This window comes from Planosporangium thailandense (assembly GCF_011947195.1).
Lineage (GTDB): Bacteria > Actinomycetota > Actinomycetes > Mycobacteriales > Micromonosporaceae > Planosporangium > Planosporangium thailandense.
This window is the reverse complement of sequence record NZ_JAATVY010000012.1, coordinates 1-26,352: the sequence shown is the minus strand read 5'-3', so window position 1 is coordinate 26,352 and position 26,352 is coordinate 1. Positions and strand designations below refer to the sequence as shown.

Here is a 26,352-nt window from a genome sequence, read left to right as displayed (position 1 = left end):
GGAGCCGTTCCGGTAGCGGGGTGGCTCCCGGTCAGAGCTGCGGGCCGCGCCGGCGCAGTTCGTCGACGGCGCCCATCGCGTCGCGCAGTTCGCCCAGCCACGCGTCGGCGTGCTGGCCGACCAGGCTCACGCACCAGGCGAGGGCGTCGGAGCGCGAGCGCGCGACCCCGGACGCCACGAGCGTGTCGAGCACCTGCCGGTCGGCCTGGCGCAGCCGGGTCATCACCGGCGCGGACAGGGTCGTGAACAGCTCACGGGTGCCACCGGTGGCCGCGCCCCAGCCGACCTTGCGCTTGTAGCGGTGCTCCAACTGCCGCGCGATGGCGATACGGCGGTCGCGGGTGGACTCCCGGAACGAGGCGATCCGCCCTTGTTCGGCGGCGGCCCGGTCGGCGTCGGTGGCGTCCGGTGCGAGCGCCGGCTCCGGCAGGCGGCCCACGATGATGATCTCGTCCCGGTCGATGCTGATCTCCGGCGCGGCCACGAACCAGTCATCGGGGATCGCGCCCGCGATCCAGGCCGGCGCGTCGTCGGCGGGCGGCGGCTCGGCGCGGCCTCCGCCCCGGCTCCAGGCCTGGGCGCTCCCCCATCGTTCCTGCCTCATGACGGTCTCCCCTCCGTAGTTCGATTACACGATTACATCGTTACACCGAATACGAAGGGGAGGCGTTCGCTCGTAGCGAACGGACGGTCACGAGAGCTTGCCGACCAACTCCTCCACCGTGGTCACGGGCGCGTCGCACACGAAGCCGCGGCACACGTACGCCGTCGCCCGGCCGTCGCGCAGCGGCCGGCCCGCCAGCAGCGGCACCCCGGGGGCGTCGGGCTCGCCGGCGACGATGACCGCTCCGGGCGGCGCCGCCCGCCACGCCGCCGCCACCAGCGGCTCGGCGTCGGCGACGGTCCCGGCGATCGCGATCTCGTACGGTCCCGACAGCAGCGCCTCGCCGACCGCGCAGGAGTACCCGGCGAACCGGGCGTGCTGCGCCGCGAGCGCAGCGATCTTCGTCAGCGCGAGTTCGGCCGCGTCGCGGTACCGCTTGTCCCCGGTCAACGCCGAGTACGCGGTCAGCGCCGCCGCGATGGCCGACGCCCCCGAAGGGGTGGCGTTGTCGGTCGGGTCCGCCGGCCTGGTCACCAGTCGCTCGGCGTAGTCGGCGGTGTCGTAGAACCCGCCCGACCCGTCACCGAAGTGCTCCAACGCGTGGTCGACGAGCTGCCCGGCCAGCTCCAGCCAGCGCCCCTCGCCGGTGTACTCGTGCAGCGCGCAGAAGGCCTCGGCCACCGCGCCGTAGTCCTCCAGTACGCCCACCGGCTCGCCGACGGCGCCGGCGAGCGACACCCGCCGGAGCCGGCCGTCGACGATGTGCCCGGCCAGCGCGTTGCCCGCCTGCTCGAGGGCCGATTCGACGGCCAGCGCGTTGGACTCCCGGTCCCGCGCGATCGCCAGGTACTCCGCCAGCGCCGTCACCGTCAGGCCGTTCCACGCGGCGACGATCTTGTCGTCGCGGGCCGGCTGCGGGCGCTCCGCGCGGGCTTCCCGCAGCCGCGCCCGTATCCGTTCGAAGCGCTGCGGGTCGTCCGGATCGGCCGGCAGCCGCAGCACGCTCGTACCGTGCTCGAACGTGCCCTCCGGGGTGACGTTGAAGACCTCCGCCGCCCAGGCGCCGTCATCCTCGCCGAGCGCGTCGATGAGCTGGGCCGGCGTCCACACGTACGTCAGGCCCTCGACCCCGTCGGTGTCGGCGTCCAGCGAGGAGGCGAACCCGCCCTCGCTCGTACGCAGCTCGGCGAGCAGGAAGTCGGTGGTCTCCCGCGCCACCCGCAGCGCCAGCTCGTCGCCGGTCAACCGCCACAGGTGCGCGTACACCCGCAGCAGCAGCGCGTTGTCGTACAGCATCTTCTCGAAGTGCGGCACGGTCCAGGTGCGGTCGACGCTGTACCGGGCGAAGCCGCCGCCGAGCTGGTCGTAGATGCCGCCGCGGGCCATCGCCGCGCACGTTCCCCGCACCATCTCCAGCGCCTGTGCCGAGCCGGTGCGCTGGTGGTGGCGCAGCAGGAACAGCAGGTTCATGTGCGGCGGGAACTTGGGAGCGCCGCCGAACCCGGCGTACTCGGCGTCGTACTCGCGCGACAGCGACGCGGCGCCGGAGTCGAGCACGGCCGGCGACATCGGACCGACCGGAAGGTCCCGCCCGCTGGCCCGCCCGAGCGCCTCGACGACGGCGGAGCCCTGCCGCAGGACGGCGTCCCGGTTATGTCGCCAGGCCTCCGACACCGACTGGACCAGGCGTACGAAGTTGGGCTTCGGGAAGTACGTGCCGCAGAAGAACGGTTCGCCGTCGGGCGTGGCGAACACGGTCATCGGCCAGCCGCCCTGGCCGGTCATCGCCTGGGTCGCGGTCATGTAGACCGCGTCGATGTCCGGGCGCTCCTCGCGGTCGACCTTGATCGGTACGCACGCCGCGTTGACGACGGCCGCCACGCCCTCGTCGTCGAAGCTCTCGTGGGCCATGACGTGGCACCAGTGGCAGGCCGCGTACCCGACCGAGATCAGCACCGGTACGTCGCGGCGGCGCGCCTCGGCGAACGCCTCCGGGCCCCACTCCCACCAGTCGACCGGGTTGTCGGCGTGTTGTTGCAGGTACGGGCTTGTCGCGTTGGCCAACCGGTTAGGCATTGTCCGACCCCTCACTCACGTTCCGCCCCTCGTCCCATCCTTACCCGGGCCGGAACCCGCCTCCCGTCGGGTGGAGGTCAGCCCGCATCCTCCTGGCGGAGGCGGATGACCGGTGCGGTGGTCAGTTCGCGCAGCACCTCGAGGACGCGCTCGGGCGGCAGCGGCGGGTAGAAGAAGAAGCCCTGCGCGCCGGTGCACCCCAGCTCCGCCAGCGCGGCCCGCTGCTCGGCGGTCTCCACGCCCTCGGCGATGACCCGCAGCCCCAGCCGGTGGGCGAGGTCGACCGTGGTCCGCACGATCGCGCCGACCTCGGCGGACTCGACCATCCGCCGGACGAAGTCCCGATCGATCTTGACCTCGTCGACCGTCACCCGGGTGAGGAACGTCAGCGACGAGTACCCGGTGCCGAAGTCGTCGACCGCGAGCTGGACGCCCATCTCGCGGAGGGAAGCCAGCACGTCGTCGATGACCGCCCGCTCGCTCATCACCACGGTCTCGGTGATCTCCAGGACGAGCCGTTCGGCGGGTACGCCGTGCCGGGCGAGCAGCCGGGCGACATCGCCGGGCAGCGCGCGGTCGAGCAGGCTACGCGGCGACAGGTTGACCGCGACGGCAACCTCGACCTGCTCGGCCGCCCAGGACGCCGCGGCGGCGAGCGCCCGGTCGAGAACGTACCGGGTGAAGTCGCCGAGCAGCTCGCTGTGCTCGATGACGGCGACGAACTCGGCGGGCATGAGTACGCCACGGCGGGGGTGGTTCCAGCGCACCAGCGCCTCGACGCCGGTCACGCCGACGCCGCCGTCGAGCCGCACCGCCGGCTGCATCACGAGGGTGAACTGGTCGTCGCTCGCGAGCGCCTCGCGGACCTCGGCCAGCAGCGACAGCCGGTCCGTGCTGGCCCGGTCCCGCGCCGGGTCGTACCAGGCGACGCTGGAACCGCCGCGCTTGGCCTCGTACATCGCCACGTCGGCGCGGCGCAGCAGCTCGGTCACGTCGAGCGTGCCGGCGCCCGCCACGACGACCCCCACGGAGGCCTCGACCGACAGCTGGACGCCGGCCACTTCGCTCGGCGCGGCGACGATCTCGGCGAGCTGCCGGGCGCGGGCCAGCGCGTACGCCGGCCGGGCCGGGTATCCGGACGCGGACCGATCCGACGGGTCGCCGCCGGCGGTGTCGGGCAGCGGCAGCAGGAGCGCCAGCTCGTCGCCGCCCAGGCGGGCCAGCAGCTCGCCGTGGCCGACAGTCGCGGTCAGCCGGGAGGCGGTGAGCTGGAGCAGCACGTCGCCGGCGCCGTGGCCGAGCGTGTCGTTGACGTCCTTGAAGTGGTCGAGGTCGAGCAGCAGCAGCGCGACGGGCGTACCGGCGGGAAGTTCCCGCAGCATCGCGTCGCCGGCGGTGAGGAAACCGGTCCGGTTGGCCAGGCCGGTGAGTGAGTCATGACTCAGTTCCCGGACGCTCCGTTCCCCGATGGCGCGTAGCTGGTGGTGGGTCACCGCGTCGTGCAGCGCCGCGGCGAGAGCGTCGGCGTACGCGGCGAACACGAGCTGGTCCCGCGGCCCCATCCGGGTGGTCGAGCGCAGCCGCAGCCGCAGCTCCCCGATCCGCATCCCGCCGACGGCGAGGTCGCGGGCCACCGTGCCGGCCTCCTCGCCCTCGTCCGGCCCGCACGCCGTGACGGCGCCGTCGGGTGTGCCGACGTACGCGTACACCCGGCCGTCGGGCCCGGTCACCGACAGCCGGGCCCATTCACCGCCCAGCAGCCGCAGCGCGCCCTGGATCCCCGCCTTCGCCGCGGCGCGCCCGTCGAGGCGGTTGAGCTGGCGCGTCGCGTCGGCGAACGTCTGCCAGCTACGCCGCTCGTCGGCGACGCGCAACCGGTACCCGTACGCCTGGTGCAGCAGCCACAGCGCCGGCAGCAGCAGGGCCAGCCAGCGCCCGTTCAGCTCGTAGAGCACCACGGCGAGCAGGCCGACAGCGACGTTGCCGATGATCATCGGCATCTTGCTGGCGTTCGCCCGGCGCAGCACGAGCCCGAACCGCTCGCCGTGCACGTGCGACACCTGCCGGGAGACCATCACCATCCCGATGGCCGCGTAGGCCGCGGCGGCCAGGATCAGCGCCGCCGCCACCCGGGGGGTGAGGGGCTGCCGGTAGGTGACCGTGACGAGGTTGGCGGCGAGCGCGGACGCGCTTCCCGCCAGGGTCAGCATGGCGGCACCCCACAGCGCCGTGCCCGGCCTGCGGTACTCGGGCCGGGTGACCGCCTGGATGGCGCGGGCCAGGCCCACGCCGACCAGGGTCACCGGCGGGATCCACGCCGCGGGAAGCAGTACGCAGAGGATCACGATGGCGGACTCGCCCCACGCGAACCCGAGCGATCCGGCTCCGACGCGTACCCGCAGCATGGGCAGTTGAGCCCCGGCCACCAGGGCGACGGCGACCGCCAGCCAGCCCGGGTTGGGTGCCGGCACCGCCAGCGCCGGGACGTCCGTGCGCAGGACGTGGGAACCGACGAGCGCGCCGGCGCCGGCCAACGCGAGCGCGAACGCCGGCACGGTCCTGCCGGTTCGACGCAGCGTCGCCGTCATACGCCGCACCCCTCCCGCCCATGGAGTCCTGGCGCGCGTTCCCTCGTGCAGATTAACGGGACGACCGTCGATAGGACATCGGTCTCGCCGATTCCAGGGCTCACCCGGACGGTCGTCGGGTCGGCGCCGGGGTCAGACGCGGCGGTGAGGTCGCCGCGCCCGAGGAGGGCGAACGGCCTCACCGGGTGGGAGGAGACGGTGGGGCGCGGGACAGATCGTCGTCGACCGGCCATGCCCACCCTCCCTCACCCGATCTGGGCGAAGGCTAGAGCAAACTGTGGAACCATTCCAGTTTGCTCGATATTTTGGGCCGGGTCAGCGACAAAAGTCGCATTTACGCGTACCGCTGCGCGGGTCGTTCCCGCGGACGTACCTACGGTTGCGGGCGCTCGTCGCCGTGGGGCTCCGCGGCCGACGACACCCGACCCGGCGCACGGTCACCCGAGGGGCCGGCGGAGGTGAATTTGTTCGGCAGCCGACGCAGCCTGCTGTTCATGTTTCGGATCAACAGCACCGTGCCGACGATCAGCACCAGGATGATGAACAGGCCCATCGGGCCGGCCAGTCCACCGGTCTGGGTGTCGCCGAAATTGTTCTGCGCGAGATTGTCGGCGAGCAGGGTGAGCGTGTTCATGACCTAAACGGTACGCCCGGAACCCGGCCGGCCTCACACCCCCACGGATCCGCGGATGCCGGCGAACAGATCGTCTTCCGGCAGGCGCTGCTCCACCAGGCTACGGGTCAGTTCGTAGTCCTCGGTCGGCCACGCCCGCTTCTGGATCTCCAGCGGCACGTGGAACCACGACCCGTCGGGGTCGACCTGCGTGGCGTGCGCGCGGAGCGCGTCGTCACGCACCTCGAAGTACTCCCCGCAGGGCACCCGGGTGGTGATCCGGTGGCTCTTGTCCCGCGCCGGGTCCCACTTCTCCAGCCACTCCGTGTAGGGCGACTCCAGCCCGGCCGCGAGCATGGCCTCGTGCAACGCCCGGACCCGCGGCAGCGAGAAGCTCATGTGGTAGTACAACTTCAGCGGCTGCCACGGCTCGCCGTACTCGGGGTAGCTCGCCGGGTCGCCCGCCGCCTCGAAGGCCGCGACCGACACCTTGTGGCACATCACGTGGTCGGGGTGCGGGTAACCGCCGTCCTCGTCGTAGGTGGTGACGACGTGCGGCCGGAACTCCCGCATCAGCTTGACCAGCGGCGCCGCGGCCTTCTCCACCGGCTCGAGCCCGAAGCAGCCCTCGGGCAGCGGGGGCAGCGGGTCACCCTCGGGAAAGCCGGAGTCCACGAAGCCGAGCCAGGCCTGGCGTACGCCGAGGATCTCGCGGGCCCGCTCCATCTCCTCGCGGCGGATGGTGGCCATCTGCTCCCAGATCTCCGGCCGGTCCAGCTTGGGGTTGAGCACGCTGCCGCGCTCCCCGCCGGTACACGTGACGACGAGCACGTCGACGCCCTCGGCGACGTACTTCGCCATGGTCGCCGCGCCCTTACTCGACTCGTCGTCGGGGTGTGCGTGCACCGCCATGAGGCGCAACTGCTCGCCCACTGGTTCTCCTCGCCGTCGCTGCTGAGACAATAAGCCGGTCCATTGTTACGGGGCGCCGACGCCGATCGGCGACCCGGCCCGCCAATTGTGCGCGCCCGCACTGACGCCACGCGCCCGCACAGACGCCACGCGCCCGCACTGACGCCACGCGCCCGCACCGACAGATTCGACGAGGACCGTGCCTGAGACGGAAGCCACCGTGAACGGACCGACGTTCCCGCCCGGGCGGTACGGCCGCCGCCGGGAGGTCCGGCCGGCGCGGCGCGGCCGCGCCGTGGTCCTGGCGGTCGTCGGGGCGGTCATCGGCCTGGTGCTCGCGATCGCGCTCTACCAGCGCTACGGCTCCCCGGAGTTCAAGGCGGACGTGCTGAGCTTCAAGCTCGCCCCCGGCGACGCCACGGTGCGGTTCGTGGTGCACAAACGCAGCGACGCGCCGGCCGTGTGCGTGGTACGGGCACGCGACCGCGCGGGGGCCGAGATCGGCTCGGCCGACGTGCCGGTACCCCCCGGCAACCCGGTCACCGTCACCTACGCCCTCAAAACGAACGGGACGCCGGTCAGCGCGGAGGTGCCGACCTGCCGCGCCGCCGGCTGACGACCCAGCCGACCGGCCAAGACCCAGTTTCAAATCGTTACACGCTCAGTAATGAGAGTCGCTGGTAACTTGGTAGGTCTTGACCTGTCGGCCGCAGCAATCGGAGGAGATCTTCAGTGTCGATCAACGACCGTGGAGAAAACGCCACCTGGCTCTCTCAGGATGCGTACGACCGGCTGAAGGCCGAGCTGGACGAGCTCATCGCCAACCGCCCCGTCATCGCCGCCGAGATCAACGCCCGGCGCGAGGAGGGCGACCTCAGGGAGAACGGCGGCTACCACGCCGCCCGCGAAGAGCAGGGCAAGCAGGAGGGCCGCATCCGGTACCTGCAGCAGCTGCTGCGCGACGCCAAGGTCGGCGAGGCGCCGAAGACCGACGCCGTCGCCGCGGGCACGGTCGTCACGATCCACTTCGACGACGACGAGGACGACACCGAGACCTTCCTGCTCGGGTCGCGCGAGATCGCCTCGACCACCGACCTGACCGTGTACAGCCCGGAGTCGGCGCTCGGCAAGGCGATCCTCGGCGCCCACGCCGGCGACACCGTGACGTACACCGCGCCGAGCGGCGCGGAGGTCAAGGTCACCGTCGTCTCCTTCGAGGCCTTCGCCGGCTGACGCCCGGGCGACCCGGTCGGCCCCCCCGGCCGGCCAGTTACGCCAGCGAGCCGGTGAACGTGACCGTGTAGCCCGCGGCGCGCAGCGCGCTGACCAACCGGTCGGAGTGCTCCGCGCCGCGGGTCTCCACCGAGAGCGCGACCTCCACCTCTCCCAGCCGCAACCGCGGGTCGTGGCGGCGGTGCTCGACGTCCACGACGTTGGCGCCACCCTCGGCGATCAGGCCGAGCAGGCTCGCGAGCTGCCCCGGCCGGTCACCGCAGCGCACCGTGAACGTCAGGTACCGGCCGGCGGCGGCCAGCCCGTGCTCGATGAGCCGCAACATCAGCAGCGGATCGATGTTGCCGCCGGACAGTACGGCCACCGTGGGCGTCACGACGGGCACGACGCCGGCCAGCAGCGCCGCCACCGCGACCGCGCCCGCGGGCTCCACCACCTGCTTGCCGCGCTCCATCAGCATGAGCAGGGCCCGCGAGATGTCCTCGTCGGTCACCGTGACGACCTGGTCGACCAGCTTGCTGACGTGGTCGAAGGTGACGTCGCCGGGACAGCCGACCGCGATACCGTCGGCGATCGTCGCGAACGTCGGCAGCCGCACCGGCCGCCCGGCGGCCAGCGACGCCGGGAACGCTGCCGCGCCGGCGGCCTGCACCCCGATGACCCGTACGTCGGGCCGCAGCGCCTTGACCGCCACCGCCACCCCCGCGATCAGCCCGCCGCCACCGATGCCGACCACAATCGTGCGTACGTCCGGGCACTGCTCCAGCAGTTCCAGCGCGAGGGTGCCCTGACCGGCGATGACGTCGGGATGGTCGAACGGGTGGATGAACACCGCCCCGCTGGCCTCCGCGTACTCCTGGGCCGCCGCCAGCGACTCGTCGACGGTGTTGCCGACGAGCCGGACCTCGGCGCCGTAGCCCTTGGTCGCAGCGATCTTCGGCAGCGGAGCACCGATGGGCATGAACACCGTCGAGTCGGTGTTCATCAGGCCGGCGGCGAGCGCCACGCCCTGCGCGTGGTTGCCGGCGCTGGCCGCCACGACACCCCGGGCCCGCTCGGTGTCGGAGAGCCGGGCGATCCGCACGTACGCCCCGCGGATCTTGAACGAACCGGCCCGCTGCAGGTGCTCGCACTTCAGCCAGGCCGGGCCGCCGAGCTTCGCCTGCAGTGGCCGGCACGGCTCGAGTGGGGTGACGCGGATGACGCCGTCGAGCAGTTTTCGCGCGGCTTCGATGTCGTGGAGCGCCACCAACTCGGGTGCCATGGTCATGTGCCTGATCGTGCCATTCGCCGCCTCGCCCGGCACGCCGAGCCCTCCCGGCACCCACAGAATGTCGGCAGCCGGCTCACAGTCAGCGCAGTTCGTCGAACCGTTGGTACTGGGCCCTGGTCACCCGGTCGACCGCCACCGCGCCCAGCGCCGCGGCCGCCAGTAGCAGCACGGCACCCGGCAGGCGGCCGGCGATCTGGTAGCCCAGCAGCAGGCCGGCCCGGTCCACATCGACGGTGGCCCCGTCGAACACCCTGGCCAGGATGCCGCGCAGCTCCGCCGGCCAGGTCAGCACGGTGCCCGCCACCAGCGCGGCCACGCCGACCAGCCAGGCCGACCACCATGACCAGACCAGCGCCCGGTGCCGCCGGCACCGGCTGGCGCGGGCCACCGCGGAGGCGGCGAACACGGGTACGAGCCAGGCCGATGCCTGCAGACCGGTCGAGGGCCGGGCCAGGCCCAGAACCCGCGCGTTGGCGGCGGTACGAAGGAGCCAGACGGCCAGGAAGACCCAGGCGGTTGCGTGTGTCACGGCCATCAGCGCGAGGACGCTTCCGTGGCTGGCGATGAGCACGGCGGCGGGCAGTTGGCCGCCGCGGTCGGCCGCCTCGTGCACCGACCACACCGCCGCGAGCGGCGTGAACGCCCAGAGCAGATCCGTCAGCGCCGCCGTGGCCATCGCCACCATCGCGGTGGTGGCCAGTCCGGACACCGGCCGCACCTGGCCGGGCCGGCCAGCGGCCAGGCCGACCAACGGGGGCACCGCGCTCGTCCCGCCGGTCATGCCACCCGGCTGCGCTGCCTCGCCGGTCATGCCACCCGGCTGCGCTGCCTCGCCGGTCATGCCACCCGGCTGCGCTGCCTCGCCGGTCATGCCACCCGGCTGCGCTGCCTGGCCCGCGGCCAGCCCGGCGCGTGCCGCCGCCAGGGCGCGGCCGCCTCGATCTGCCCGGCCACGGCGAGCAGGGTCAGCTCGCTGCCGGGACGCCCGATGAGCTGGACCGCGGTGGGCAGCCCGTCGGCCCGCACGCCGGCCGGCACGACGACGCCCGGGAAGCCCGCGATGTTCCACGGCGCCGAGTACGGCGCGTACCGCAGCGACGAGATCATGTTGGCCTGCCACGAACGGTTGTGCCAGTCGGTGGCGACCGGCGGCGCGGTGGCCAGCGCCGGGGTGAGCAGCACGTCGAAGCGGCCGTCGGCGAACCAGTCGCGGTAGCGCTCCCGGCAGGCGGCGCGATCGTCCTCGCGTACGAGGCCGGCCTGTACCGCCCGCGCGCCCAGCGCGGCGTGGCGGCGGGTGCGCGGCTGCAGCGCGTACATGTCGATCCCGGTCTCCGCGGCGTCCCGGTAGGCGGCGGCGAACCAGGTGGCGATCCCGCGCAGGCCCAGCGACACCGGGTACGCCGGGTCGGCGCGCACCGCGTCGTGTCCCAGCCGCACCAGCAGCCGCGCGATCGATCCGGTCGACCGGCAGGCGTCGGCGTCCGGGAAGACGCCGGCGACGGGCGACCGCAGCGACACCGCGACCCGCAGCCGGTCCGGCTCGACCAGCCGTTCAGGCGCCCGCCCGGCCAGCACCGCGAAGCCCAGCGCGGCATCGGAGACGGTCGTGGCGAGAATCCCGTGCTCGGCCAGGCCGAACCAGTCGGTCGCGCCGATCCCGGCGGGCACCACGCCCCGCCCGGGTTTGATGCCGACCAGGCCGCAGCAGGCCGCCGGGATACGGATCGAGCCCAGGCCGTCGTTGCCGTGCGCGATCGGCACCAGGCCGGCGGCGACCGCCGCGGCCGCGCCGCCGCTGGATCCGCCGGGAGTACGGTCGGTACGCCACGGGTTGCGGGTGGTCGCGCTGTCGTCGTCGGTGGAGGCGAACAGGCCGAGCTCCGGCATGCGCGTCGTGCCGACGACGATGGCGCCGGCGCCCCGCAGCCGGCGTACGACCTCGTGGTCGCGCTCGGCCACCGGGCCGGCCGCCGCCTCGGAGCCGTGCCAGGTCCGCACGCCGACGACGGGCGTGTTCTCCTTGACCGCGATCGGTACCCCGGCCAGCGGCAGGTTACCCAGCTCCGGCTGCTCGTCGACGGCCTCGGCCTCCGCGAGCGCCTCGGCCGCCCGGACCTGCCGGAACGCGTGCACGATGCGGTCGTAATGCTGGATGTGGTCGAGATGGTCAGCGATCACCGCCGTCGCTGACGTGTCACCCCGGCGTACCGCACGCGCGATCTGCCGCGCGGTGGCGCCCACCCACGTACCGGCCTGGCCGAGCATCCCGCCTCCCATCTCGAACGCTGACTGACTTAACGAGCGAGAGCCTGTTCCAGGTCGGCCAGCAGATCGTCAGCCGTCTCGATGCCCACGGACAGCCGCACCAGGTCGGCCGGCACTTCGAGCGGCGACCCTGCGGCGCTGGCGTGGGTCATCCGGCCCGGGTGCTCGATGAGCGACTCGACGCCGCCCAGCGACTCTCCGAGAGTGAACAGTCTCGCCCGGTTGCAGATCGCAAGCGCGGCCGCCTCACCACCGGCGGCCCGGAAGCTAATCATGCCCCCGAAGCGCCGCATCTGCTTGGTCGCGACGTCGTGTCCGGGGTGCTCCGGCAGGCCCGGGTAGAGCACCTGGCTGACCTGCGGGTGCCCCAGCAGGAACTCGGCGACGCGCTCGGCGTTGTCGCAGTGCCGCTCCATGCGTATCCCCAGGGTCTTGATCCCACGGAGGGTGAGCCAGGCGTCGAACGGCCCGTTGACGGCGCCCATGGCGTTCTGGTGGTAGGCGAGCTCCTCACCGAGCGCCGAATCGCCGACGACGAGCGCGCCGCCGACGACGTCGGAGTGGCCGCCGACGTACTTGGTGGTCGAGTGCACCACGACGTCGGCGCCGTGCGCGAGCGGCTGCTGCAGGTACGGCGAGGCGAACGTGTTGTCGACGACGAGCAGGGCGTCGTGGTCGTGCGCGACGCCGGCGAGGGCGGCGATGTCGGCGATGCCCAGCAGCGGATTGGTCGGCGTCTCGGCCCAGATGATCCGGGTACGCGGCGTGATGGCGGCCCGGGTGGCGTCGATGTCGGAGAGGTCGGCCGGGGTGAACTCCAGGCCCCAGCGCTGGGCCACGCGGGCGAACAGCCGGTACGTCCCGCCGTACGCGTCACCGGGGATCACCACGTGGTCGCCGGGCCGGCAGACGGTGCGCAGCAGCGTGTCCTCGGCCGCGAGGCCACTGGCGAACGCCAGCGCCCGGCGCCCGCCTTCGAGCGCCGCGAGGCACTCCTGCAGCGCGTCGCGGGTGGGATTGCCGCTGCGGCTGTACTCGTACCCCAGCCGCGGATCACCGACCGCGTCCTGCGCGTACGTGCTGGTCTGGTAGATCGGCGGGACAACGGCTCCGGTGCGCGGATCGGGCTCCTGACCGGCGTGGATGGCGAGGGTGTCGAAACCGGGCTGTCGTTGGCCGTGCGTCATGGGATGACCCTAGCCGCCACTACGGTGATCCGCGTGACAGGATGCGTCTTCTGCGCCATCGTGGCCGGCGATACGCCCGCCTTCCAGGTCGCGGGTACGGACTCGGCGGTCGCGTTCCTGGACGCCCGGCCGGTGTTCAAGGGGCATGTGCTCGTCGTGCCGCGCGAGCATGCCGTGACGTTGGCCGATGTGCCGGCGTCGGCGCTCGGTGGCTACTTCGGCTTCGTGCAGCGGCTGTCGGTCGCGGTCGAGCGGGGGCTCGGCGCGGGCGGCTCGTTCGTGGCGATCAACAACAAGGTGTCGCAGTCGGTTCCCCACCTGCACACCCACGTCGTACCCCGGACCAAGGGCGACGGGCTGCGCGGCTTCTTCTGGCCCCGCACCAGGTACGCCTCCGATTCGGAGGCGTCCGAGTACGCCGCGCGGATCGCCGCCGCCCTCTGATCGGGCCTACTCCTCGTGCAGCCGGGCCACCTCCTCGTGCAGCCGGGCCACGCCGTTGTCCACCGAGAACGACCTGGCCAGGTACGCGCCCGCGTCGGCCTTCGTCCGGTCGGTCACGAAGTACCAGTCCATCCGGCAGCGGTCCGGCGTGACGTCGAGGACGCCGTACCCGTGCTGGTCCAGTTCGGCCCACTTGACGTGGGGGTTGGCCGCGCGCAGCACCCCGGCGATCGCCAGCGACAGCGTGTCCGGCGGGGTGTGCGTGAAGTCGTCGACGTTGTCGCTGGTCACCGAGGTGACGACGAACTCGACTGCGGTGGGTGACTGTACGGTCGTCCTGGTGGTCAGCTCGCTGGCCCAGGAGCTGTGGATGTCGCCGGTGAGGAACACGACGTTCGAGACCCGGTTGGCACGCAGGAAGTTGACCAGGTGTTCGCGGTCGGCGTTGTAGCCGTCCCAGTCGTCGGGATTGACGGTGTAGCCGTTGCTCGGAATGCCGAGCAGCGTGGCGAGCGGCCCCAGCGACCACGCGGGCAGGGTCCCGAAGTCCAGCCGCGAGATCATGACCGGGTTGCCGACGAGCTTCCAGCGCGTCGTCGACGTGGCCAGCCCCGACAGCAGCCAGTCCAACTGCGCGTGGCCGGTGATCGTACGGTTGGGGTCGTCGACGGCCACGCCGCTCGCCTGCTGCGAGCGGTAGCTGCGCAGGTCCAACATGGACAGGTCGGCGAGCGTGCCGAAGCGCAGCCGCCGGTAGATCCGCGCGTCCGGTCCGAGCCGCACCGGCATCCACTCCGCGTACGCCCGGTGCGCGGCCGCCACCCGATCGGCCCAGCTTCCCTCGGTGGCCGGGTCGTGGTTCTGCGCCCCGCCCGACCACGCGTCGTTGGCGAACTCGTGGTCGTCCCACGTGATGATCCACGGTACGAGCGCGTGCAGCGCCTGCAGGTCGGGGTCGGTCTTGTAGGTGGCGTGCCGGATCCGGTAGTCCCGCAAGGTAATGATCTCGTTGGCGGGCTGGTGCGGCCGGACCACCCTGCCGGCGGCGGCGAACTCCCCGGTCTTGTACTCGTAGATGTAGTCACCGAGGTGGACCACCGCGTCCAGGTCCCCCCGGGCAGCGAGGTGGCGGTAGGCCGAGAAGTAGCCAGCCTCCCAGTTGGCGCACGAGACGACGCCGAGGCGCAGATGCGCGAGGTCGGTGTCGTAGGCGGGAGCGGTGTGGGTACGCCCGACCGGCGAGGTCGTGGCGCCGTACCGGAACCGGTAGTAGTACGTGGTCGCCGGCCGCAGGCCGGTGACATCGATCTTGACGGTGTGGTCGCGGTCGGGGCCGGTGGAGACCGTGCCGGACCGTACGACCGCGGCGAAGCCGGGGTCGGTGGCGACGTGCCACTCCACGGCCACAACCGGCCCGAGGCCGGAACCGGGGCGGGACTCGTCGGTCGGGGTCACCCTGGTCCACAGCAGGATGCCGTCGGGCAACGGGTCCCCGGACGCGACGCCGTGCTGGAAGACGGTGGTCGCGGCGTGTGCCGGGCTGGCCAGACCCAACGGGGTGAGCACGGCGGCGGCGCCGGCAGCGGTTCCCGCAGCTTTGAGCAGGGTGCGCCGCTCGAGAGAGGTATTCACCATGCTCGATGGTTTACCAAGTCGGTAACCCTTATGAATACCCCCTTATCGAAGGTTGGCGAAAAGTTCTCACGTCAGCCCGACGGCGGTAACCCGCGCACGGCGTAACGTTGATCGTCCGGTTGCCTGCGGTATGCACCGTCCGGTTTCCGCCGGCACACATCGTCCGGTTGCCGCCGGCACACCTGGACGCCGGCGCGGCGTGCGTGATACCGGCGCGGCATGCTTGAACCGGGCGAGATGCGGATCCTCGACAGAGGCCACGCCCCTCCCGGCCCCGCCACGAAAGGAGCCCGACCGTGTTTCTGCGCCGCAAGAAGCTCGACCTGCCCACGCCGGAGGAGGCGCTGCCCGGCCGGGACTCGGCCATGCCGGTCTCCGGGCGCCACACGGTGCTGGGCACTCCCCTGACCGGACCCTGGCCGGCCGGCCACCAGGTCGCGATCTTCGGGATGGGCTGCTTCTGGGGAGCCGAGCGGCTGTTCTGGAAGATCCCGGGCGTCTACTCGACCTCGGTCGGCTACGCGGGCGGCATCACCCCCAACCCGACGTACGAGGAGACCTGCACGGGCCTGACCGGCCACACCGAGGCGGTCCAGGTCGTCTTCGACCCGTCGGTCGTGTCGTACCAGCAGCTACTGAAGGTCTTCTGGGAGAACCACGACCCGACCCAGGGCATGCGACAGGGCAACGACATCGGTACGCAGTACCGCTCGGCGGTCTACGCCACCACCGACGAGCAGCTGGCCGAGGCCCTGGCGTCCCGGGACGCGTTCGCGCCTGTGGTGAAGGACGCCGGGTACGGCGAGATCACCGCCGAGATCGCGAAGGCGGGCCCGTTCTACTACGCCGAGGACTACCACCAGCAGTACCTGTCCGACGCCAAGAACCCGAACGGGTACTGCAACCACGGCCCGAACGGACTGAGCTGCCCGATCGGGGTCGCCAAGTCCACGAGCAGCTGAGGCCCTCACGCGCCGGACGCCGGACTACCCGCTCCGGTCGTCCGGCGCGGCTTCCCGCGGCTGGTCCGAGACCTTGGCGAGAAGGGCTGACAGGACCGTGATCGCCTCGTCGGCCGCTCCGGCGGCCCACAGCAGCTGCGCGAGGTAGCGCACCACGGCGTGGTAGCGCTCCTCGGCTGTCGACGGCAGGCGAGTCCCACCTTCACCGGTGCCCGTGGTCATGCCGACGGCTCCGTTCGGTCGGGGTCGGGGTGACGCCGTGGCGGGTCCTCGGGTAGCGGCTGGCGACGAAGCGCGGCGACACGAACGAGCACGTCGCGGCCGTTGCCGTCGCTGCCGTCCGGGCGCAGCTCCACGCCGCACAGCCGAACCCATTCCAGCCCCGGATAGCGGCGGATGTCGGCACCGACCGTGCTGACCCGCATGGTCAGCGGACCATGGCCGTAGCAGTAGTGCGCCTGCGGGATCCGGACGACATCGCCAGTCCGGACCCACCGACTGCCGGGATTGGACGTCACAGCGGTCCCCCAGTGCGAGATCGGTTGGTGTGGCACCGAGACGGGCGGGGTGGAACTTCACGACGGGTCGCCGACATCCGGTGCCCAGCACCCGCGCCTGATCTCATCCTGTCGTTTTGATCGATGATGGGTTATGGCCTGGCGTGGCCCCAACGGTGCACTTGCGTGGCCGTCTGACCACTACGCTGGAGGCACCTGATGCCGCGCGGGAGAAGTCGTCGCGATGACCGCTGTACGCGTATGGACCGGCCGCGAGGCCAGCGCGTTGCGAGCCGCGCTGCGCCTGAGCATCCGCGACTTCGCCGAACTCCTCGGCGTCGGCGTGCGCACGGTGACCAAGTGGCAGGCGCGTGGCGAGGATGTGTGCCTCCGTCCGACGATGCAGGCGCTACTGGACACCGCCCTCACGCGCAGCGGTGACGAGGTACGCGCGAGGTTCGAACTGATCCTGGGAGCGGAGCACGACCCGGCATCGAGTACCGACCACTCCCCCGCGCTCGCGGTGCCGCCGTCGCTACTGGCCGACCAGTGGGACCACAGGAAAGCCGATGCACTGGCCGAGTTCCTCACCGACGAGCGGGAGTTGACGCCAGGTACCGCGCTCACGCTGTCGCAAGAGTGGCGCGTCGTCGACCCGCCACAGCTCGTCGAGACCAGGGCCGGACGTCGGATCGGCACACGCCTGGCCGAGGTAGTTGTCGAGCGCACCGACGCTCTGCGACGGATGGACGACTTCCTCGGTGGCGGCGACATGCACGACCTCGTCCGCCGTGAGCTGCGTGTGACCCTCGCAATGGTGCGCGGTGCCTCCTACACCGAGAAGACGGGCCGGCTTCTCCTCGGTGCGGTCGGTGAACTCTGCCAGCTCGCCGGGTGGGTCGCCAGCGACGCCGGCCTGTACGACCTCGCGGCGCGGTACTACCTCGGCGGGGTATCGGCTGCCCACGCGGCCGACGACAAGCCGCTCGCCGCGAACCTGCTGTCCTCGCTGGCCTACCAGGTCGCCAACGTCGGCGACCGCCCTGACGCCGTGCTGCTCGCCTGCACCGCGTACCACGGAGCCGAGAAGACCGCGACCCCGACGGCACGTGCCCTGCTCCTGGAACGCCTCGCCTGGGCCAACGCTCGCTTCGGCGATACACAGGCAACCATCCGAACACTGGCCCAGGTCGACGAAACGTTCGCAGACAGCCAGCCGGACAACGATCCGGTCTGGGTGTACTGGCTCAACCAGGACGAGATCGACGTCATGGCCGGCCGTTGCCTCACCGAACTGAAGCAGCCGAAGAAGGCGATCGCCCTGCTCGACCAGGCGGTGCGGCGGTACGACGACAGCCACGCCCGCGAGAAGGCGCTGTACCTGTCGTGGCTGGCCGAGGCCCACGCGGACAACGGGAACGCCGAGGAGGCGGCCGCGACGGCGCTTCGGGCGCTGCACCTGTCGGCGAGCACCACCAGCGCCCGCAGCACTGATCGCATCAAGGTCGTACGGCGAGCGCTTCAGTCGTACCGGGGAAACTCGGCCGTTGACGAATTCGAGGACCAGGCCGCGGCGGTACTCGACCTCAGCGACAGGGGATCAGGCCTCGGCTCATAGCCGTCGGCATCCGACATCGTCGCTCCAGCGCCAACACTCGCCGCCGCGCCGATCGATACTCGTGCCCCAGCGTCGCCAGCAGGCCGAACGCGAGCGGCGCGCTGACTCCTTAGACCAGCGGAGCGCGGTCTGCCCCTCCCTTCACCAACGACGAGATGCGGCGAACCTTCTGGTTATGACCGCGCAGGATCGAGGTTGGCAGCGTCGGTTGCTGTCAGCGTTGCTGTCACCCGGACACGTCATGCACCATGAAGCAGCGGCGCCTGGGATCGACGACCAGTAACCAATCAGGAGCCACCTAATAGCCTCTGGCGAGCTGCGCCGAACTCCTCGTCTGTTAACTCGCCGCGTTGATGCCGTCGGACCAGGACCGATAGTTGCGACTGCTGCTCGGCCGTCGGCTGAGTTGCCTCAGTATTCGGCAACCATTGCGAGGCATCCGGATAGTAGAAGACCGGTACAGCTACCGACTGCGTGGCCGGACGGAAGAAGCGGTTCGCGGAGGGACGTGCTAACAGCACGATGACAACGGCTAAGGCGAGCATCGCAAAGCACACGAAGCCGGCGCTGAGGTAGCGGTAGGCCGGCGGGTACGCCGCTGGCAGGCGTTGAGCGAACGTATGAGTTCCAGCGGCGTCCCGGCTAAAGGCGGACACGTAGGCGATGCCGCTGAATGCGGGCGTGCCCGCCTGGCCCAGCCCGCAGACGTTGCACGTCAAGGGCAGACCTGCCGCGACCCAGTCGACGATCCGCCCTGCGAACTGCCCCGCCCATACGGAGGCCGCCACACCTAGCAAGATCATCGCCGCAATGGCCGTGACCCCTGTGGCGACGTAGGGCAACGTCGAGGCGATGGGCTTTAGGGCCGCATATGCGCGTGGGTCGGCGTCGGAGGCAATCAAGGCCTTACGGACTCGATCAGGATAGGCGGCGGCCCCAGCGACGACCGCGACGGCGCACCGACGGCGATCGATCGCACTCCAACAAGATGCACCGAAAGTTGTTCGGTTCGCTTTGTTTTGCTGAAGCGAACAACCCCGAACGGACTGAACTGTCCGATCGCGGTCGCCGCGACGACACGCACCTGACGGATCCGACCGGCCGCTCACCTCTCGCTATTCTGTATACCTTTCTGTACAGTTACTGGCATGACCATCCTTCATGACGCCCACCGGGTCAGCGTCACCGAGGCCACACAGCGAGGGGTCGCCGGACTCGTCGCCGACGCCGAGCGCGGGTCCGAAGTTGTCGTCACGCGGCGGAATGAAGCAGTGGCGGCAGTAGTGAGCATGCAACGCCTCAACGAAATCGAAGAGGCAGCGGCAGACCTTCGCGATCTCGCTCTTGCACTCGCCCGGACGGCGACGGACACCGGCGTGCGCACTCCACTCGATGACGTCTTGAAGGCATTCGGGCACACTCGCGAGTCGTTGGCCGCACTGCCAGACGACGAGTGACCGATGGCCGAGATCAACTTCACGGAAGCGGCTATCGACGACCTGAGGCGGATCGGCCCCGATGCGGTCCCGAAGGTGCTGAAGAAGGTTCTCCTGCTCGAAGACAATCCTGAGGCCGGTTATCCGCTCGGCGGCGAACTGACCGGCTTCCGCAAACTCGTCGTAGGCCGTAACACCTGGCGCATCGTCTACCGCATCACCGACGACAAGTCGGTAGAAATCTGCGAGGTATGGGCCGTCGGAGCGCGGGCCGACGCCGAGGTTTACGCCGAGGCGGCTGCGCGCATCAGGGCGGCCGGCGCGACCCGTCCCGACCTCGTGAAGCTCGCCCGAGTGGTCGAGCAGCTCGGACGCAGGGCAGGCGGCGTCATCGCCGCGGAAGTCACCCCCAGAGAGCCCGTACCCGACTGGCTCGCAGACAGACTCATCTTCACTGTCGGCATGCCACGGGAGGAAGTCGCCGCCTTGGACCTCCAACAGGCTGTTGACCTATGGGCCGCTTTCATATCCAAGCCCAATTAGAAATATGACCCGAGCGACATGACAACCACCAGCAGTACGTGCTGTGCGATCGGCTGGACGGGCTTATCCGGCGACGGTGACGACGGCGAAGAACAGGATCACCACCTCGTTGATGACCCACGAGTACCTGTTCATCCAGTCGCGGAGCCGGGACTGTACGGGGGCCAGAAACACGGCGCTCACGAACTGCGGGCCGGCGACCATGACCACGGCCATGGGCAGGAGCGTCAGGAAGTTCACGTCGTCCTCGCCACCGCTCACGGCCCGAGCCGCCGCGGCCGGCCGTGCTCCTTGCCGGTCACCGCTCCGGATCGGAATCGGCCGGATGACCGGCCGATGTCGGCCCTGCCGGCGGTGGCAGGTCGGCTTCGTCCGCCAGCCGCTGCGGCTGCCTGAGCACGTCGACGCTGCGTTTGACGATCGCGGCCACCGGGGTCGCGAGCGTCAGCCCGGCGACTCCCGCGATGGCGCCGCCCAGCATGGCGCTGAGCAGCACCACCGGCGCGCTGAGCTGGAGCGCCGCACCGAAGGCGAACGGGCTGACGAGGTTCTGCAGCAGGGTGTTGGCGACGATGACGACCAGGATCATCCACAGGGCGGTGGTCCGCCCACCGGCGCCCAGCGCGATCAGCACCGTGAATACGGACGCGACCGCGGCGCCGAGGTACGGCACGTACGTGCCGAGCAAGGTGATCACCGCGATCGCGCCCACCAGCGGTACGCGCAGGATCAACGCGCCGATCGCGACCGCGACGGCGTTGACCGCGCCGAGCAGGGTCAGCCCGACGAAGTAGCGCCGGATCGCGATCGCCGACTGGCCGAGCAACTGCCGGCTCAGGTGCTCGGGCAGCGGAATCCACCGGGCGAAGCGGGGCGCCATGGCGTGGCCGTCCTTGAGCAGGAAGAAGCAGACGAACAGCGCGATGAACAGGCCGAGCAGGACGTTTACGCCGGCGCCAAGCAGGTTGCCCAGCGCCGGGGCGAGACCTGCCAGCAGGGTGCCCGACGAGCGCTGCACGGATCGCTGGCCAGCCTCGGCCACGCCGCCGTTCCCGCCCGCGGAGGCGAGGATGTCGTGCACCCTACCGACGGCTTTGTTCAGACTCAGGCTGATCTCCCCCCACTGGCTCACCACCCCCCACACGACCAGCACGACCGCGCCGGCGCCCACCCCGATCACGATCAGCAGGGCGACGACGGAGCCGAGCGCACGGGGCACGCCATGCCCGGCCAGGGCGTCGACGACCGGTAGGAAAACGGTGGCCAGAAACAGGGCGACCAGCAACGCCAGCACGATCGGTCGCAGCACCATGACCAGGACGATCAGGCCCGCGACCAGCAGCCCCACGCCGATGAGCGACCAGGCCAGCCAGCCGGCCGCGCGGAGCCGGTCCGAAAGCCCCCGTGGCGGAGCGTGATCTTGGTAGGTAAACATCGTCACCACCAACTGATCGGCCATATCCTTCCGACTCGCCGTGGCCGCACGTCACGGCGTTCGTGTCTCTAGCGGCAGTCGAGGCGAGACCCCACCGCACGGCAGGCTCGCGCAGATGATTCCGCCGCCGAGAAGCTCCGGCACATCAGCGTGCGGAGCGTGAGCGGACAGACCCGCCAGGGACCTGCCCGCTCTGCGCCCCGCTCGACCGGGTCGTTCGAAACACCTCCGGACGCGGGTCAGCTGAGGATCTTCGCCTTCTCCCGCTCGTACTCGGCCATGTTGATCACGCCCCGGTCCTTCAGCTCGGTGAGCGTCTTCAGCTCGGCGGCGTTTCCGCCTCCGGCCGCCTCCCTGATGTAGGAGCGGGCCCTCTGCTCCTCGATCTGAGCCGCGCGGACCTGCCGCTCGTGCATCTTCCCGCCGCGCGCGATCAGGTAGGCGAGCACACCGACAAGTGGAAGCACGATGACGAGGAACGTCCAGCCAGCCTTGGCCCAGCCACCGAGATCGGGACTACGGAAGATGTCAACGATGATCGAACCCACCAGGAAGATCCAGAGGACCCACAGGAAGAACCACAGCATCGTCAAGAACGCATCCAACAACGGGTAATTCATCTGCCTGTCCTCCCATTCGGCAGTTCCGCATCACGCGGGTGTATCTGTAGAAAGCGTCATTCGCCCTGCGGTCACCCCACCACACCCGCAACGGGTGGGATCGCGTTCCGCGAGCCCTCCCGCGCGGGTGGCTTCGAAGGTCGTTGGCCGCCCGGCGCCCGTTCCTCCCTGCCGGTGACGCGCGAGGTGTTGGCAACTCGGGCACGATCCGCTGGCACCAGATGAGAAGCGGAGCGCTGACAGCCCAACGAGAAGTCCCCGTCGCGGCGCACCGTGGAGCCGCTGTTCACATATGCGCAGTAGTGATGTCGCTCGCCGGACGGAAGGGGTAATTTCCCGACGCATGTCCGTGTTCGTTGGCGGGCTTCAGCTGCCTCCCCGGAAAGGATCCGGCAGTGACGCATCCAGCACGGAAGCTGACCCTTGCCGCGGCGGCGGCGCTGGGAGTCGTTCTGCTGGCCCCGACGGCGGCGATGGCCACCCCGCCGGCCGGCGTGACCGGCACCATCATTTACCGAAAGACCATCGGTGACACCGACTACATCCTCCGGGAGATCACGGTTCAACCTGGTGGCACGACCGGATGGCACACGCACGAAGGCACGCTCTACGGCGTGATCAGGTCGGGCACCCTGACCCACGAGATGGCTGACTGCACGACGGTTGACACCTACCGGACCGGTCAGCTGATCGTTGAGGAGAGCGGTGCCGAACATGTCCACCGGGGTGTGAACCTCGGCAAGACGCCGCTGGTCCTCGATGTCCTCTACGTGGACCCGAAGGGTGCCCCGCTGTCCGACGACGCGGCTGACCCCGGCTGCCCCGAACTGGGCTGATCTGTCGGCGGTGCCAGGCGCAAACCCCGACAGCCAGCTCGCACCCGCGCTGAACACCGCTCGGAACAAGGCACGTCGCCTTCATCGGCCGGCGAGAACCCCTACGCGAGCGTCGGCGGGACCCCCGAGCGTCCGGGTTGACCTGGTCGGCCGCCTGCGCAGCGCCCATTCCACCACCGCAAGGTTGATCACCCAGCCGGCCAGCATCATCATCGCCCGCGGAAGCCCGCTCGGCTGGCCGACCAGCAACATCCAGGGCAGGTGGGTCAGGACCTGGGTACCCGCGCCCAGACCGATCGCGTAGGCGCGGGCCATCCAGGCGCGGTGGCCGGCGATGTCCCGACGCCGGACAGCGGTGAAGCCGAGGACGATGCAGGCGACCATGGCTGCGCCGAAGACGAAACGGAAGCCGGTGAGGAGCACGTCGTCGGCGGGAGGCCGCGGATAGAACGCCGTCATCCACAGGCCCGACAGCGCCGCGCCGAGCCCGCAGAGGACCAGCAGCCGTCCGGCGAGGCGGTGCCAGCCGGGTCTGCGGCGGCGGAAGCCACGGGCGAACTGCAGCGCCCCCAGCAGGGAGTACGGGGTGACGCTGAAGATGTGCACCAGGACGGGCACCGGTGAGGCGAAGAACCGGGCGTTCTCCGGGGTGACGGTCGCACCACCGGTGAGCTGGGTGACCCGGGCGGCACCGGCCATCACGGGTACGACGCTGAGCATGATCAGCCCGACTGGCACCAGCCAATCGCGCTTGGCGGAGGAGGTCACGGCAGGATCCCTTCTTCCCGTGCAGCCATCGGCCGGCCTGGCCGACAGCCAAGGTGTACGCCGTACACCGCACGAGTCAGAGTAGGGTGTACGGCGTACACCGTCAAGGACGGGTACCGATCCGCAACCGTTCGCAGGAAAGGCGGTCGACGTGGTCCAGCAGGTAGCCGGTGCACGCCGGGCCCCGCTCAACCGGGACCGCGTGCTGCGCGCCGCCGTCGCGCTCGCCGACGACATCGGGATCGAATCGCTGAGCATGCGCAGCCTCGCCCAGGAGCTGGGCGTCGTGCCGATGGCGCTCTACAAGCACGTGGCCAACAAGGAAGAGCTCCTCGACGGCATGGTCGACGTCGTCGTCGGCGAGATCGACCCACCGGTCGGGGGTACCGACTGGAAGACCGCGATCCGCCAGCGCATCCTCTCGGCCCGGCGGGCGCTGCTGCGCCACCCGTGGGCGTCGCGCGTCATCGAGTCCCGCCCCCGACCCACCCTGGTCGTGCTGGACTACCTGAACTCGGTCGTCGGCATGTTCCGGGCCGGCGGCTTCTCCGTCGACCTGACCCACCACGTGATGCACGCACTCGGCAGTCGCGTATGGGGATTCACCCAGGAACTGTTCCCCGGTTCACCGCTACCCGCCGACCCGGAGGCGCAGGCGGCGGCGTTCCGCGAGCTGGCGGGCAGGTATCCCCACATCGCGGAGATAGCGATGGGTCCCGCCCATGACGAGGGGTCGGTCGTGGGTCAGGGCTGTGACGACCAGTTCGAGTTCGAGTTCGCGCTCGACCTGCTGCTCGACGGCTTCGAAAAGCTTCACCAGCAGGGGTGGAGGTCGGCACTCATGCGGGTGCGACCATCGCCTGCCGGAGGTACCGGGTGAGGTCGGACACCGTGTGGAGCCCTGACCACGCGTCATCCGCGACGACCACGCCGAACCGGTCCTCGGCGGCGACGATGAGTCCAGCCATCGCAAGCGAGTCGAGACCGAGGTCGTGGGCGAAGGACGTCTGTGGAGTCAGGTCCCCAGGGTCGGTATGAGCGACGGTGGCGACGACCTCCGCGACGCCGGTGAGTACGTCGTCCGGTGACATGAGTCGCCTCCTGCTCGTGATCGGAAGCCGAGCTGTCACCGCCGGCTTCCCGCGAGTTCGACCGGGACGTGTCCGGCCTTCCGGAGCGCCTCCTGCACGTCGTACTCGTGGATCCAGCCGAAGTCGTCGGCCACGTTGGCCACCTTGGCGTTCCGCATCCGGGCCGCCGGCCCTTCGGGCAGGTGAAGCAGGGAGCTGGTGACCCGGGAGCTGTGTTGGATCGCGCGGGTACGAGCCCGCCGCAGGGCCTGGTACCGGGCGAACACCGGATCGAGGTCGTCAGGCCGGGCCCCGACAAGCAGCCCGGCGAGCGCGAAGGCATCCTCGACGGACGTGTTCGCGCCCTGCCCGTGGTGGGGCAGCATGCCGTGGGCGGCGTCGCCGAGGATGACCACCCGGCCGCGGTACCACCGCAGCAGGGGACGGACGATGAACAGTCCCCACCGGACCGGGCTGGACGCAGCTTTGACCATTTCGGTCACCGCGGGGTGCCAGCCACGGAAGGTCGCGACCGGGACATCCTCCTGTACGCCGGCCACGGTGCCGTCGTGCGGCCAGATTCGGGGCGCCTCGACGACCGCGAGGAAGTTGACCATCTCCGTGCCGCCGCCGATGGCGTAGTGCAGCAGGTGCGCGTCGGACCCCATCCAGAACTGCATGGCCCGCGGGTCAGGGAGGGAAGGCAGGTTCTCCACCGGTACGAGGCCGCGGAAGGCGCTGGTTCCGGAGTAGACGGCGTCGTCGGTTCCGGTCACCCACCGGCGGACCGTGGAACGCACACCGTCCGCGCCGACGACAAGGTCGGCGTGATCGGCTCGGCCATTGGCGAATTCGAGCCCGACGCCGTCGTCCCGCTCGACGAGGTCGACCAGCCGGCACCCCAGGTGCAGGTCGACCACCCCGAAGGCGGCGCTGAGGATCCGCTGCAGGTCTGCGCGGTGAACTCCGAAGTACGGCGCGCCGAACCGCTTGCGGTACCAGTCGCCGTCGCCGATGGGGTGAGCTGCGACGCGGCCACCGTCCCGCCAGTGCCGGTAGATCAACTGTGTCGGAACCGTGGACACCTCGGCCAGTTCGTCGAGTAGACCGAGCCGGACGTACTCGCGCGTGGCGTTGGCGGAAAGTGCGATCGCGGCGCCGATCTCGGTCAACTCGGATGCCTGCTCGAACACCTCCGCGGCCAGACCGCGCTCCCGCAGCGCCAAGGCGAGGGACAGCCCCCCGATTCCGGCGCCGATGATCGCCACCCGCAGGCCGGCTCCAGCCACCGCGTTCACCTTCCACCGGTGACGGTGAGGATCCTGAAGGCTTCGTTGCCTACCCGCCGGCAGGCCACCGAAACGGTCTCGAGCGCCCCGACACAGCGCGTACCGTCGAGACGGTGCAGCCGGCTCGTCAGGTCACCCTCCTGGCGACTACCGCCCGCAGGATCCGGTGTCGAGGTGGAAGTACTTCGTGTTGGCCCAGCGGCAGAGCCGCGTGCCGACGACGATGCCGGCGATCGTGACGAAGGCGGGAAGGTATCCGCTGGCGACCTGCACGATCGGGATCGCCGGGCAGCCACCCGAGATCGCCCAGCCGGTGCCGAACAGCACCGCGCCGGGTATCACGCCGGCGTGGATCCGTACTGGCGTACGGCGGACCCGCAGTACGGCGAAGGCGACGACGATGATCGCCACGGCACCGGCGAACGCGAACAGCATGCGCAGGTCA

At 70.7% G+C, this 26,352-nt stretch carries 29 protein-coding genes; 9 read left to right on the top strand and 20 right to left on the bottom strand.

The features are described from left to right. Nucleotides 1–31: 31 nt before the first annotated feature. The 5 genes from HC031_RS17500 to mca form a co-directional block, all read right to left on the bottom strand. Nucleotides 32–604, bottom strand: a complete 573-nt coding sequence (locus tag HC031_RS17500; protein WP_167926409.1) for a hypothetical protein — start codon at nucleotides 602–604, stop codon at nucleotides 32–34. 87 nt (nucleotides 605–691) lie between these two features. Further along, nucleotides 692–2,680, bottom strand: coding sequence for a thioredoxin domain-containing protein (locus tag HC031_RS17495; protein WP_167926408.1), 1,989 nt, complete (start codon nucleotides 2,678–2,680; stop codon nucleotides 692–694). A 77-nt stretch (nucleotides 2,681–2,757) separates the two neighbouring features. After that, nucleotides 2,758–5,268, bottom strand: a complete 2,511-nt coding sequence (locus HC031_RS17490) for a putative bifunctional diguanylate cyclase/phosphodiesterase (RefSeq protein WP_167926407.1) — start codon at nucleotides 5,266–5,268, stop codon at nucleotides 2,758–2,760. Nucleotides 5,269–5,641: 373 nt separating this feature from the next. Then, complete coding sequence (locus HC031_RS17485; protein ID WP_240942634.1) at nucleotides 5,642–5,902, bottom strand: hypothetical protein; 261 nt, start codon at nucleotides 5,900–5,902, stop codon at nucleotides 5,642–5,644. 33 nt (nucleotides 5,903–5,935) lie between these two features. Continuing rightward, a complete protein-coding gene (gene mca, locus HC031_RS17480; RefSeq protein WP_167926406.1) occupies nucleotides 5,936–6,814 on the bottom strand; it encodes a mycothiol conjugate amidase Mca in 879 nt (292 codons plus the stop codon). Nucleotides 6,815–7,013: 199 nt separating this feature from the next. Between mca and HC031_RS17475 the strand changes: the two genes are divergently transcribed. Both HC031_RS17475 and greA read left to right on the top strand, forming a co-directional pair. Continuing rightward, on the top strand, nucleotides 7,014–7,409 hold the full coding sequence (locus HC031_RS17475) for a DUF4307 domain-containing protein (RefSeq protein ID WP_167926405.1): 396 nt from the start codon (nucleotides 7,014–7,016) through the stop codon (nucleotides 7,407–7,409). A 122-nt stretch (nucleotides 7,410–7,531) separates the two neighbouring features. Further along, a complete protein-coding gene (gene greA, locus HC031_RS17470) occupies nucleotides 7,532–8,026 on the top strand; it encodes a transcription elongation factor GreA (RefSeq protein WP_167926554.1) in 495 nt (164 codons plus the stop codon). 37 nt (nucleotides 8,027–8,063) lie between these two features. Here the strand turns inward: greA and ilvA are convergent, their stop codons facing one another. From ilvA to HC031_RS17450, 4 genes are all read right to left on the bottom strand, one after another. Continuing rightward, nucleotides 8,064–9,290 carry a threonine ammonia-lyase gene (ilvA, locus tag HC031_RS17465; protein ID WP_167926553.1) on the bottom strand — a complete coding sequence of 409 codons (1,227 nt, stop codon included), beginning with the start codon at nucleotides 9,288–9,290 and terminating at the stop codon, nucleotides 8,064–8,066. 88 nt (nucleotides 9,291–9,378) lie between these two features. Then, nucleotides 9,379–10,170, bottom strand: coding sequence for a hypothetical protein (locus HC031_RS17460; RefSeq protein ID WP_167926404.1), 792 nt, complete (start codon nucleotides 10,168–10,170; stop codon nucleotides 9,379–9,381). Next, nucleotides 10,167–11,567: an amidase gene (locus tag HC031_RS17455; protein ID WP_167926403.1), complete on the bottom strand. Its 1,401-nt coding sequence runs from the start codon at nucleotides 11,565–11,567 to the stop codon at nucleotides 10,167–10,169. Before HC031_RS17455 ends, HC031_RS17460 begins: the two co-directional genes overlap by 4 nt. Nucleotides 11,568–11,596: 29 nt before the next feature. Further along, on the bottom strand, nucleotides 11,597–12,754 hold the full coding sequence (locus HC031_RS17450; RefSeq protein ID WP_167926402.1) for a cystathionine gamma-synthase: 1,158 nt from the start codon (nucleotides 12,752–12,754) through the stop codon (nucleotides 11,597–11,599). Between the two features lie 33 nt (nucleotides 12,755–12,787). Between HC031_RS17450 and HC031_RS17445 the strand changes: the two genes are divergently transcribed. Beyond that, nucleotides 12,788–13,198 (top strand): HIT domain-containing protein, encoded by a 411-nt coding sequence (locus tag HC031_RS17445; RefSeq protein ID WP_167926401.1) that lies wholly within the window; start codon nucleotides 12,788–12,790, stop codon nucleotides 13,196–13,198. A 6-nt stretch (nucleotides 13,199–13,204) separates the two neighbouring features. On the opposite strand, the gene HC031_RS17440 is transcribed toward HC031_RS17445, so the two are convergent. Beyond that, nucleotides 13,205–14,833: an alkaline phosphatase D family protein gene (locus tag HC031_RS17440; RefSeq protein WP_167926400.1), complete on the bottom strand. Its 1,629-nt coding sequence runs from the start codon at nucleotides 14,831–14,833 to the stop codon at nucleotides 13,205–13,207. A 296-nt stretch (nucleotides 14,834–15,129) separates the two neighbouring features. On the opposite strand from HC031_RS17440, the gene msrA reads away from it, so the two are divergent. Then, nucleotides 15,130–15,795 carry a peptide-methionine (S)-S-oxide reductase MsrA gene (msrA, locus tag HC031_RS17435; protein ID WP_167926399.1) on the top strand — a complete coding sequence of 222 codons (666 nt, stop codon included), beginning with the start codon at nucleotides 15,130–15,132 and terminating at the stop codon, nucleotides 15,793–15,795. Nucleotides 15,796–15,819: 24 nt separating this feature from the next. Here msrA and HC031_RS17430 read toward each other — a convergent pair whose 3' ends face one another. Then, the gene (locus tag HC031_RS17430; RefSeq protein WP_167926398.1) at nucleotides 15,820–16,017 is read right to left on the bottom strand and encodes a hypothetical protein; all 198 of its coding nucleotides are present in this window, start codon (nucleotides 16,015–16,017) and stop codon (nucleotides 15,820–15,822) included. Continuing rightward, nucleotides 16,014–16,220, bottom strand: a complete 207-nt coding sequence (locus HC031_RS17425; RefSeq protein ID WP_167926397.1) for a hypothetical protein — start codon at nucleotides 16,218–16,220, stop codon at nucleotides 16,014–16,016. Before HC031_RS17425 ends, HC031_RS17430 begins: the two co-directional genes overlap by 4 nt. A 316-nt stretch (nucleotides 16,221–16,536) precedes the next feature. On the opposite strand from HC031_RS17425, the gene HC031_RS17420 reads away from it, so the two are divergent. Next, nucleotides 16,537–17,910 (top strand): NsdA family TPR-like regulatory protein, encoded by a 1,374-nt coding sequence (locus HC031_RS17420; protein ID WP_167926396.1) that lies wholly within the window; start codon nucleotides 16,537–16,539, stop codon nucleotides 17,908–17,910. A gap of 287 nt (nucleotides 17,911–18,197) precedes the next feature. Here the strand turns inward: HC031_RS17420 and HC031_RS17415 are convergent, their stop codons facing one another. Further along, nucleotides 18,198–18,812, bottom strand: coding sequence for an SHOCT domain-containing protein (locus HC031_RS17415; protein ID WP_167926395.1), 615 nt, complete (start codon nucleotides 18,810–18,812; stop codon nucleotides 18,198–18,200). Nucleotides 18,813–19,058: 246 nt separating this feature from the next. Between HC031_RS17415 and HC031_RS17410 the strand changes: the two genes are divergently transcribed. Together HC031_RS17410 and HC031_RS17405 are read left to right on the top strand one after the other, a co-directional pair. Further along, the gene (locus HC031_RS17410) at nucleotides 19,059–19,367 is read left to right on the top strand and encodes a type II toxin-antitoxin system Phd/YefM family antitoxin (protein ID WP_167926394.1); all 309 of its coding nucleotides are present in this window, start codon (nucleotides 19,059–19,061) and stop codon (nucleotides 19,365–19,367) included. A 3-nt stretch (nucleotides 19,368–19,370) separates the two neighbouring features. After that, nucleotides 19,371–19,889, top strand: a complete 519-nt coding sequence (locus HC031_RS17405; protein ID WP_167926393.1) for a type II toxin-antitoxin system RelE family toxin — start codon at nucleotides 19,371–19,373, stop codon at nucleotides 19,887–19,889. Between the two features lie 63 nt (nucleotides 19,890–19,952). Here the strand turns inward: HC031_RS17405 and HC031_RS17400 are convergent, their stop codons facing one another. The 3 genes from HC031_RS17400 to HC031_RS17390 form a co-directional block, all read right to left on the bottom strand. Then, nucleotides 19,953–20,150: a hypothetical protein gene (locus HC031_RS17400; protein ID WP_167926386.1), complete on the bottom strand. Its 198-nt coding sequence runs from the start codon at nucleotides 20,148–20,150 to the stop codon at nucleotides 19,953–19,955. Nucleotides 20,151–20,187: 37 nt separating this feature from the next. Next, the gene (locus HC031_RS17395; protein ID WP_167926392.1) at nucleotides 20,188–21,324 is read right to left on the bottom strand and encodes an AI-2E family transporter; all 1,137 of its coding nucleotides are present in this window, start codon (nucleotides 21,322–21,324) and stop codon (nucleotides 20,188–20,190) included. 239 nt (nucleotides 21,325–21,563) lie between these two features. Beyond that, the gene (locus HC031_RS17390; RefSeq protein WP_167926391.1) at nucleotides 21,564–21,944 is read right to left on the bottom strand and encodes an SHOCT domain-containing protein; all 381 of its coding nucleotides are present in this window, start codon (nucleotides 21,942–21,944) and stop codon (nucleotides 21,564–21,566) included. A gap of 395 nt (nucleotides 21,945–22,339) precedes the next feature. Here HC031_RS17390 and HC031_RS17385 point away from each other — a divergent pair, with 395 nt between their 5' ends. After that, nucleotides 22,340–22,780: a cupin domain-containing protein gene (locus HC031_RS17385; RefSeq protein ID WP_338090708.1), complete on the top strand. Its 441-nt coding sequence runs from the start codon at nucleotides 22,340–22,342 to the stop codon at nucleotides 22,778–22,780. Nucleotides 22,781–22,861: 81 nt separating this feature from the next. On the opposite strand, the gene HC031_RS17380 is transcribed toward HC031_RS17385, so the two are convergent. Continuing rightward, complete coding sequence (locus HC031_RS17380; RefSeq protein ID WP_338090720.1) at nucleotides 22,862–23,518, bottom strand: DUF2306 domain-containing protein; 657 nt, start codon at nucleotides 23,516–23,518, stop codon at nucleotides 22,862–22,864. Nucleotides 23,519–23,699: 181 nt separating this feature from the next. Here HC031_RS17380 and HC031_RS17375 point away from each other — a divergent pair, with 181 nt between their 5' ends. Further along, complete coding sequence (locus HC031_RS17375; protein WP_167926390.1) at nucleotides 23,700–24,428, top strand: TetR/AcrR family transcriptional regulator C-terminal domain-containing protein; 729 nt, start codon at nucleotides 23,700–23,702, stop codon at nucleotides 24,426–24,428. On the opposite strand, the gene HC031_RS17370 is transcribed toward HC031_RS17375, so the two are convergent. The 3 genes from HC031_RS17370 to HC031_RS17360 form a co-directional block, all read right to left on the bottom strand. Next, complete coding sequence (locus HC031_RS17370; RefSeq protein WP_167926389.1) at nucleotides 24,388–24,639, bottom strand: acyl carrier protein; 252 nt, start codon at nucleotides 24,637–24,639, stop codon at nucleotides 24,388–24,390. The genes HC031_RS17375 and HC031_RS17370 overlap by 41 nt on opposite strands. A gap of 35 nt (nucleotides 24,640–24,674) precedes the next feature. Further along, nucleotides 24,675–25,907, bottom strand: coding sequence for an FAD-dependent monooxygenase (locus HC031_RS17365; RefSeq protein ID WP_167926388.1), 1,233 nt, complete (start codon nucleotides 25,905–25,907; stop codon nucleotides 24,675–24,677). Nucleotides 25,908–26,054: 147 nt separating this feature from the next. Further along, nucleotides 26,055–26,352, bottom strand: a 298-nt coding sequence (locus tag HC031_RS17360) for a YeeE/YedE thiosulfate transporter family protein (protein WP_167926387.1), incomplete at its 5' end; no start/stop codon positions are given.

Excerpts from the sequence above, each read along its gene's own strand:
- HC031_RS17500 (WP_167926409.1), bottom strand. The coding sequence starts at position 604 with ATGAGGCAGGAACGATGGGGGAGCGCCCAGGCCTGGAGCCGGGGCGGA.
- HC031_RS17495 (WP_167926408.1), bottom strand. The coding sequence starts at position 2,680 with ATGCCTAACCGGTTGGCCAACGCGACAAGCCCGTACCTGCAACAACAC.
- HC031_RS17490 (WP_167926407.1), bottom strand. The coding sequence starts at position 5,268 with ATGACGGCGACGCTGCGTCGAACCGGCAGGACCGTGCCGGCGTTCGCG.
- HC031_RS17485 (WP_240942634.1), bottom strand. The coding sequence starts at position 5,902 with ATGAACACGCTCACCCTGCTCGCCGACAATCTCGCGCAGAACAATTTC.
- ilvA (WP_167926553.1), bottom strand. The coding sequence starts at position 9,290 with ATGGCACCCGAGTTGGTGGCGCTCCACGACATCGAAGCCGCGCGAAAA.
- HC031_RS17460 (WP_167926404.1), bottom strand. The coding sequence starts at position 10,170 with ATGACCGGCGAGGCAGCGCAGCCGGGTGGCATGACCGGCGAGGCAGCG.
- HC031_RS17455 (WP_167926403.1), bottom strand. The coding sequence starts at position 11,567 with ATGCTCGGCCAGGCCGGTACGTGGGTGGGCGCCACCGCGCGGCAGATC.
- HC031_RS17450 (WP_167926402.1), bottom strand. The coding sequence starts at position 12,754 with ATGACGCACGGCCAACGACAGCCCGGTTTCGACACCCTCGCCATCCAC.
- HC031_RS17440 (WP_167926400.1), bottom strand. The coding sequence starts at position 14,833 with ATGGTGAATACCTCTCTCGAGCGGCGCACCCTGCTCAAAGCTGCGGGA.
- HC031_RS17430 (WP_167926398.1), bottom strand. The coding sequence starts at position 16,017 with ATGACCACGGGCACCGGTGAAGGTGGGACTCGCCTGCCGTCGACAGCC.
- HC031_RS17425 (WP_167926397.1), bottom strand. The coding sequence starts at position 16,220 with ATGCGGGTCAGCACGGTCGGTGCCGACATCCGCCGCTATCCGGGGCTG.
- HC031_RS17420 (WP_167926396.1), top strand. The coding sequence starts at position 16,537 with ATGACCGCTGTACGCGTATGGACCGGCCGCGAGGCCAGCGCGTTGCGA.
- HC031_RS17410 (WP_167926394.1), top strand. The coding sequence starts at position 19,059 with ATGACCATCCTTCATGACGCCCACCGGGTCAGCGTCACCGAGGCCACA.
- HC031_RS17405 (WP_167926393.1), top strand. The coding sequence starts at position 19,371 with ATGGCCGAGATCAACTTCACGGAAGCGGCTATCGACGACCTGAGGCGG.
- HC031_RS17395 (WP_167926392.1), bottom strand. The coding sequence starts at position 21,324 with ATGTTTACCTACCAAGATCACGCTCCGCCACGGGGGCTTTCGGACCGG.
- HC031_RS17390 (WP_167926391.1), bottom strand. The coding sequence starts at position 21,944 with ATGAATTACCCGTTGTTGGATGCGTTCTTGACGATGCTGTGGTTCTTC.
- HC031_RS17370 (WP_167926389.1), bottom strand. The coding sequence starts at position 24,639 with ATGTCACCGGACGACGTACTCACCGGCGTCGCGGAGGTCGTCGCCACC.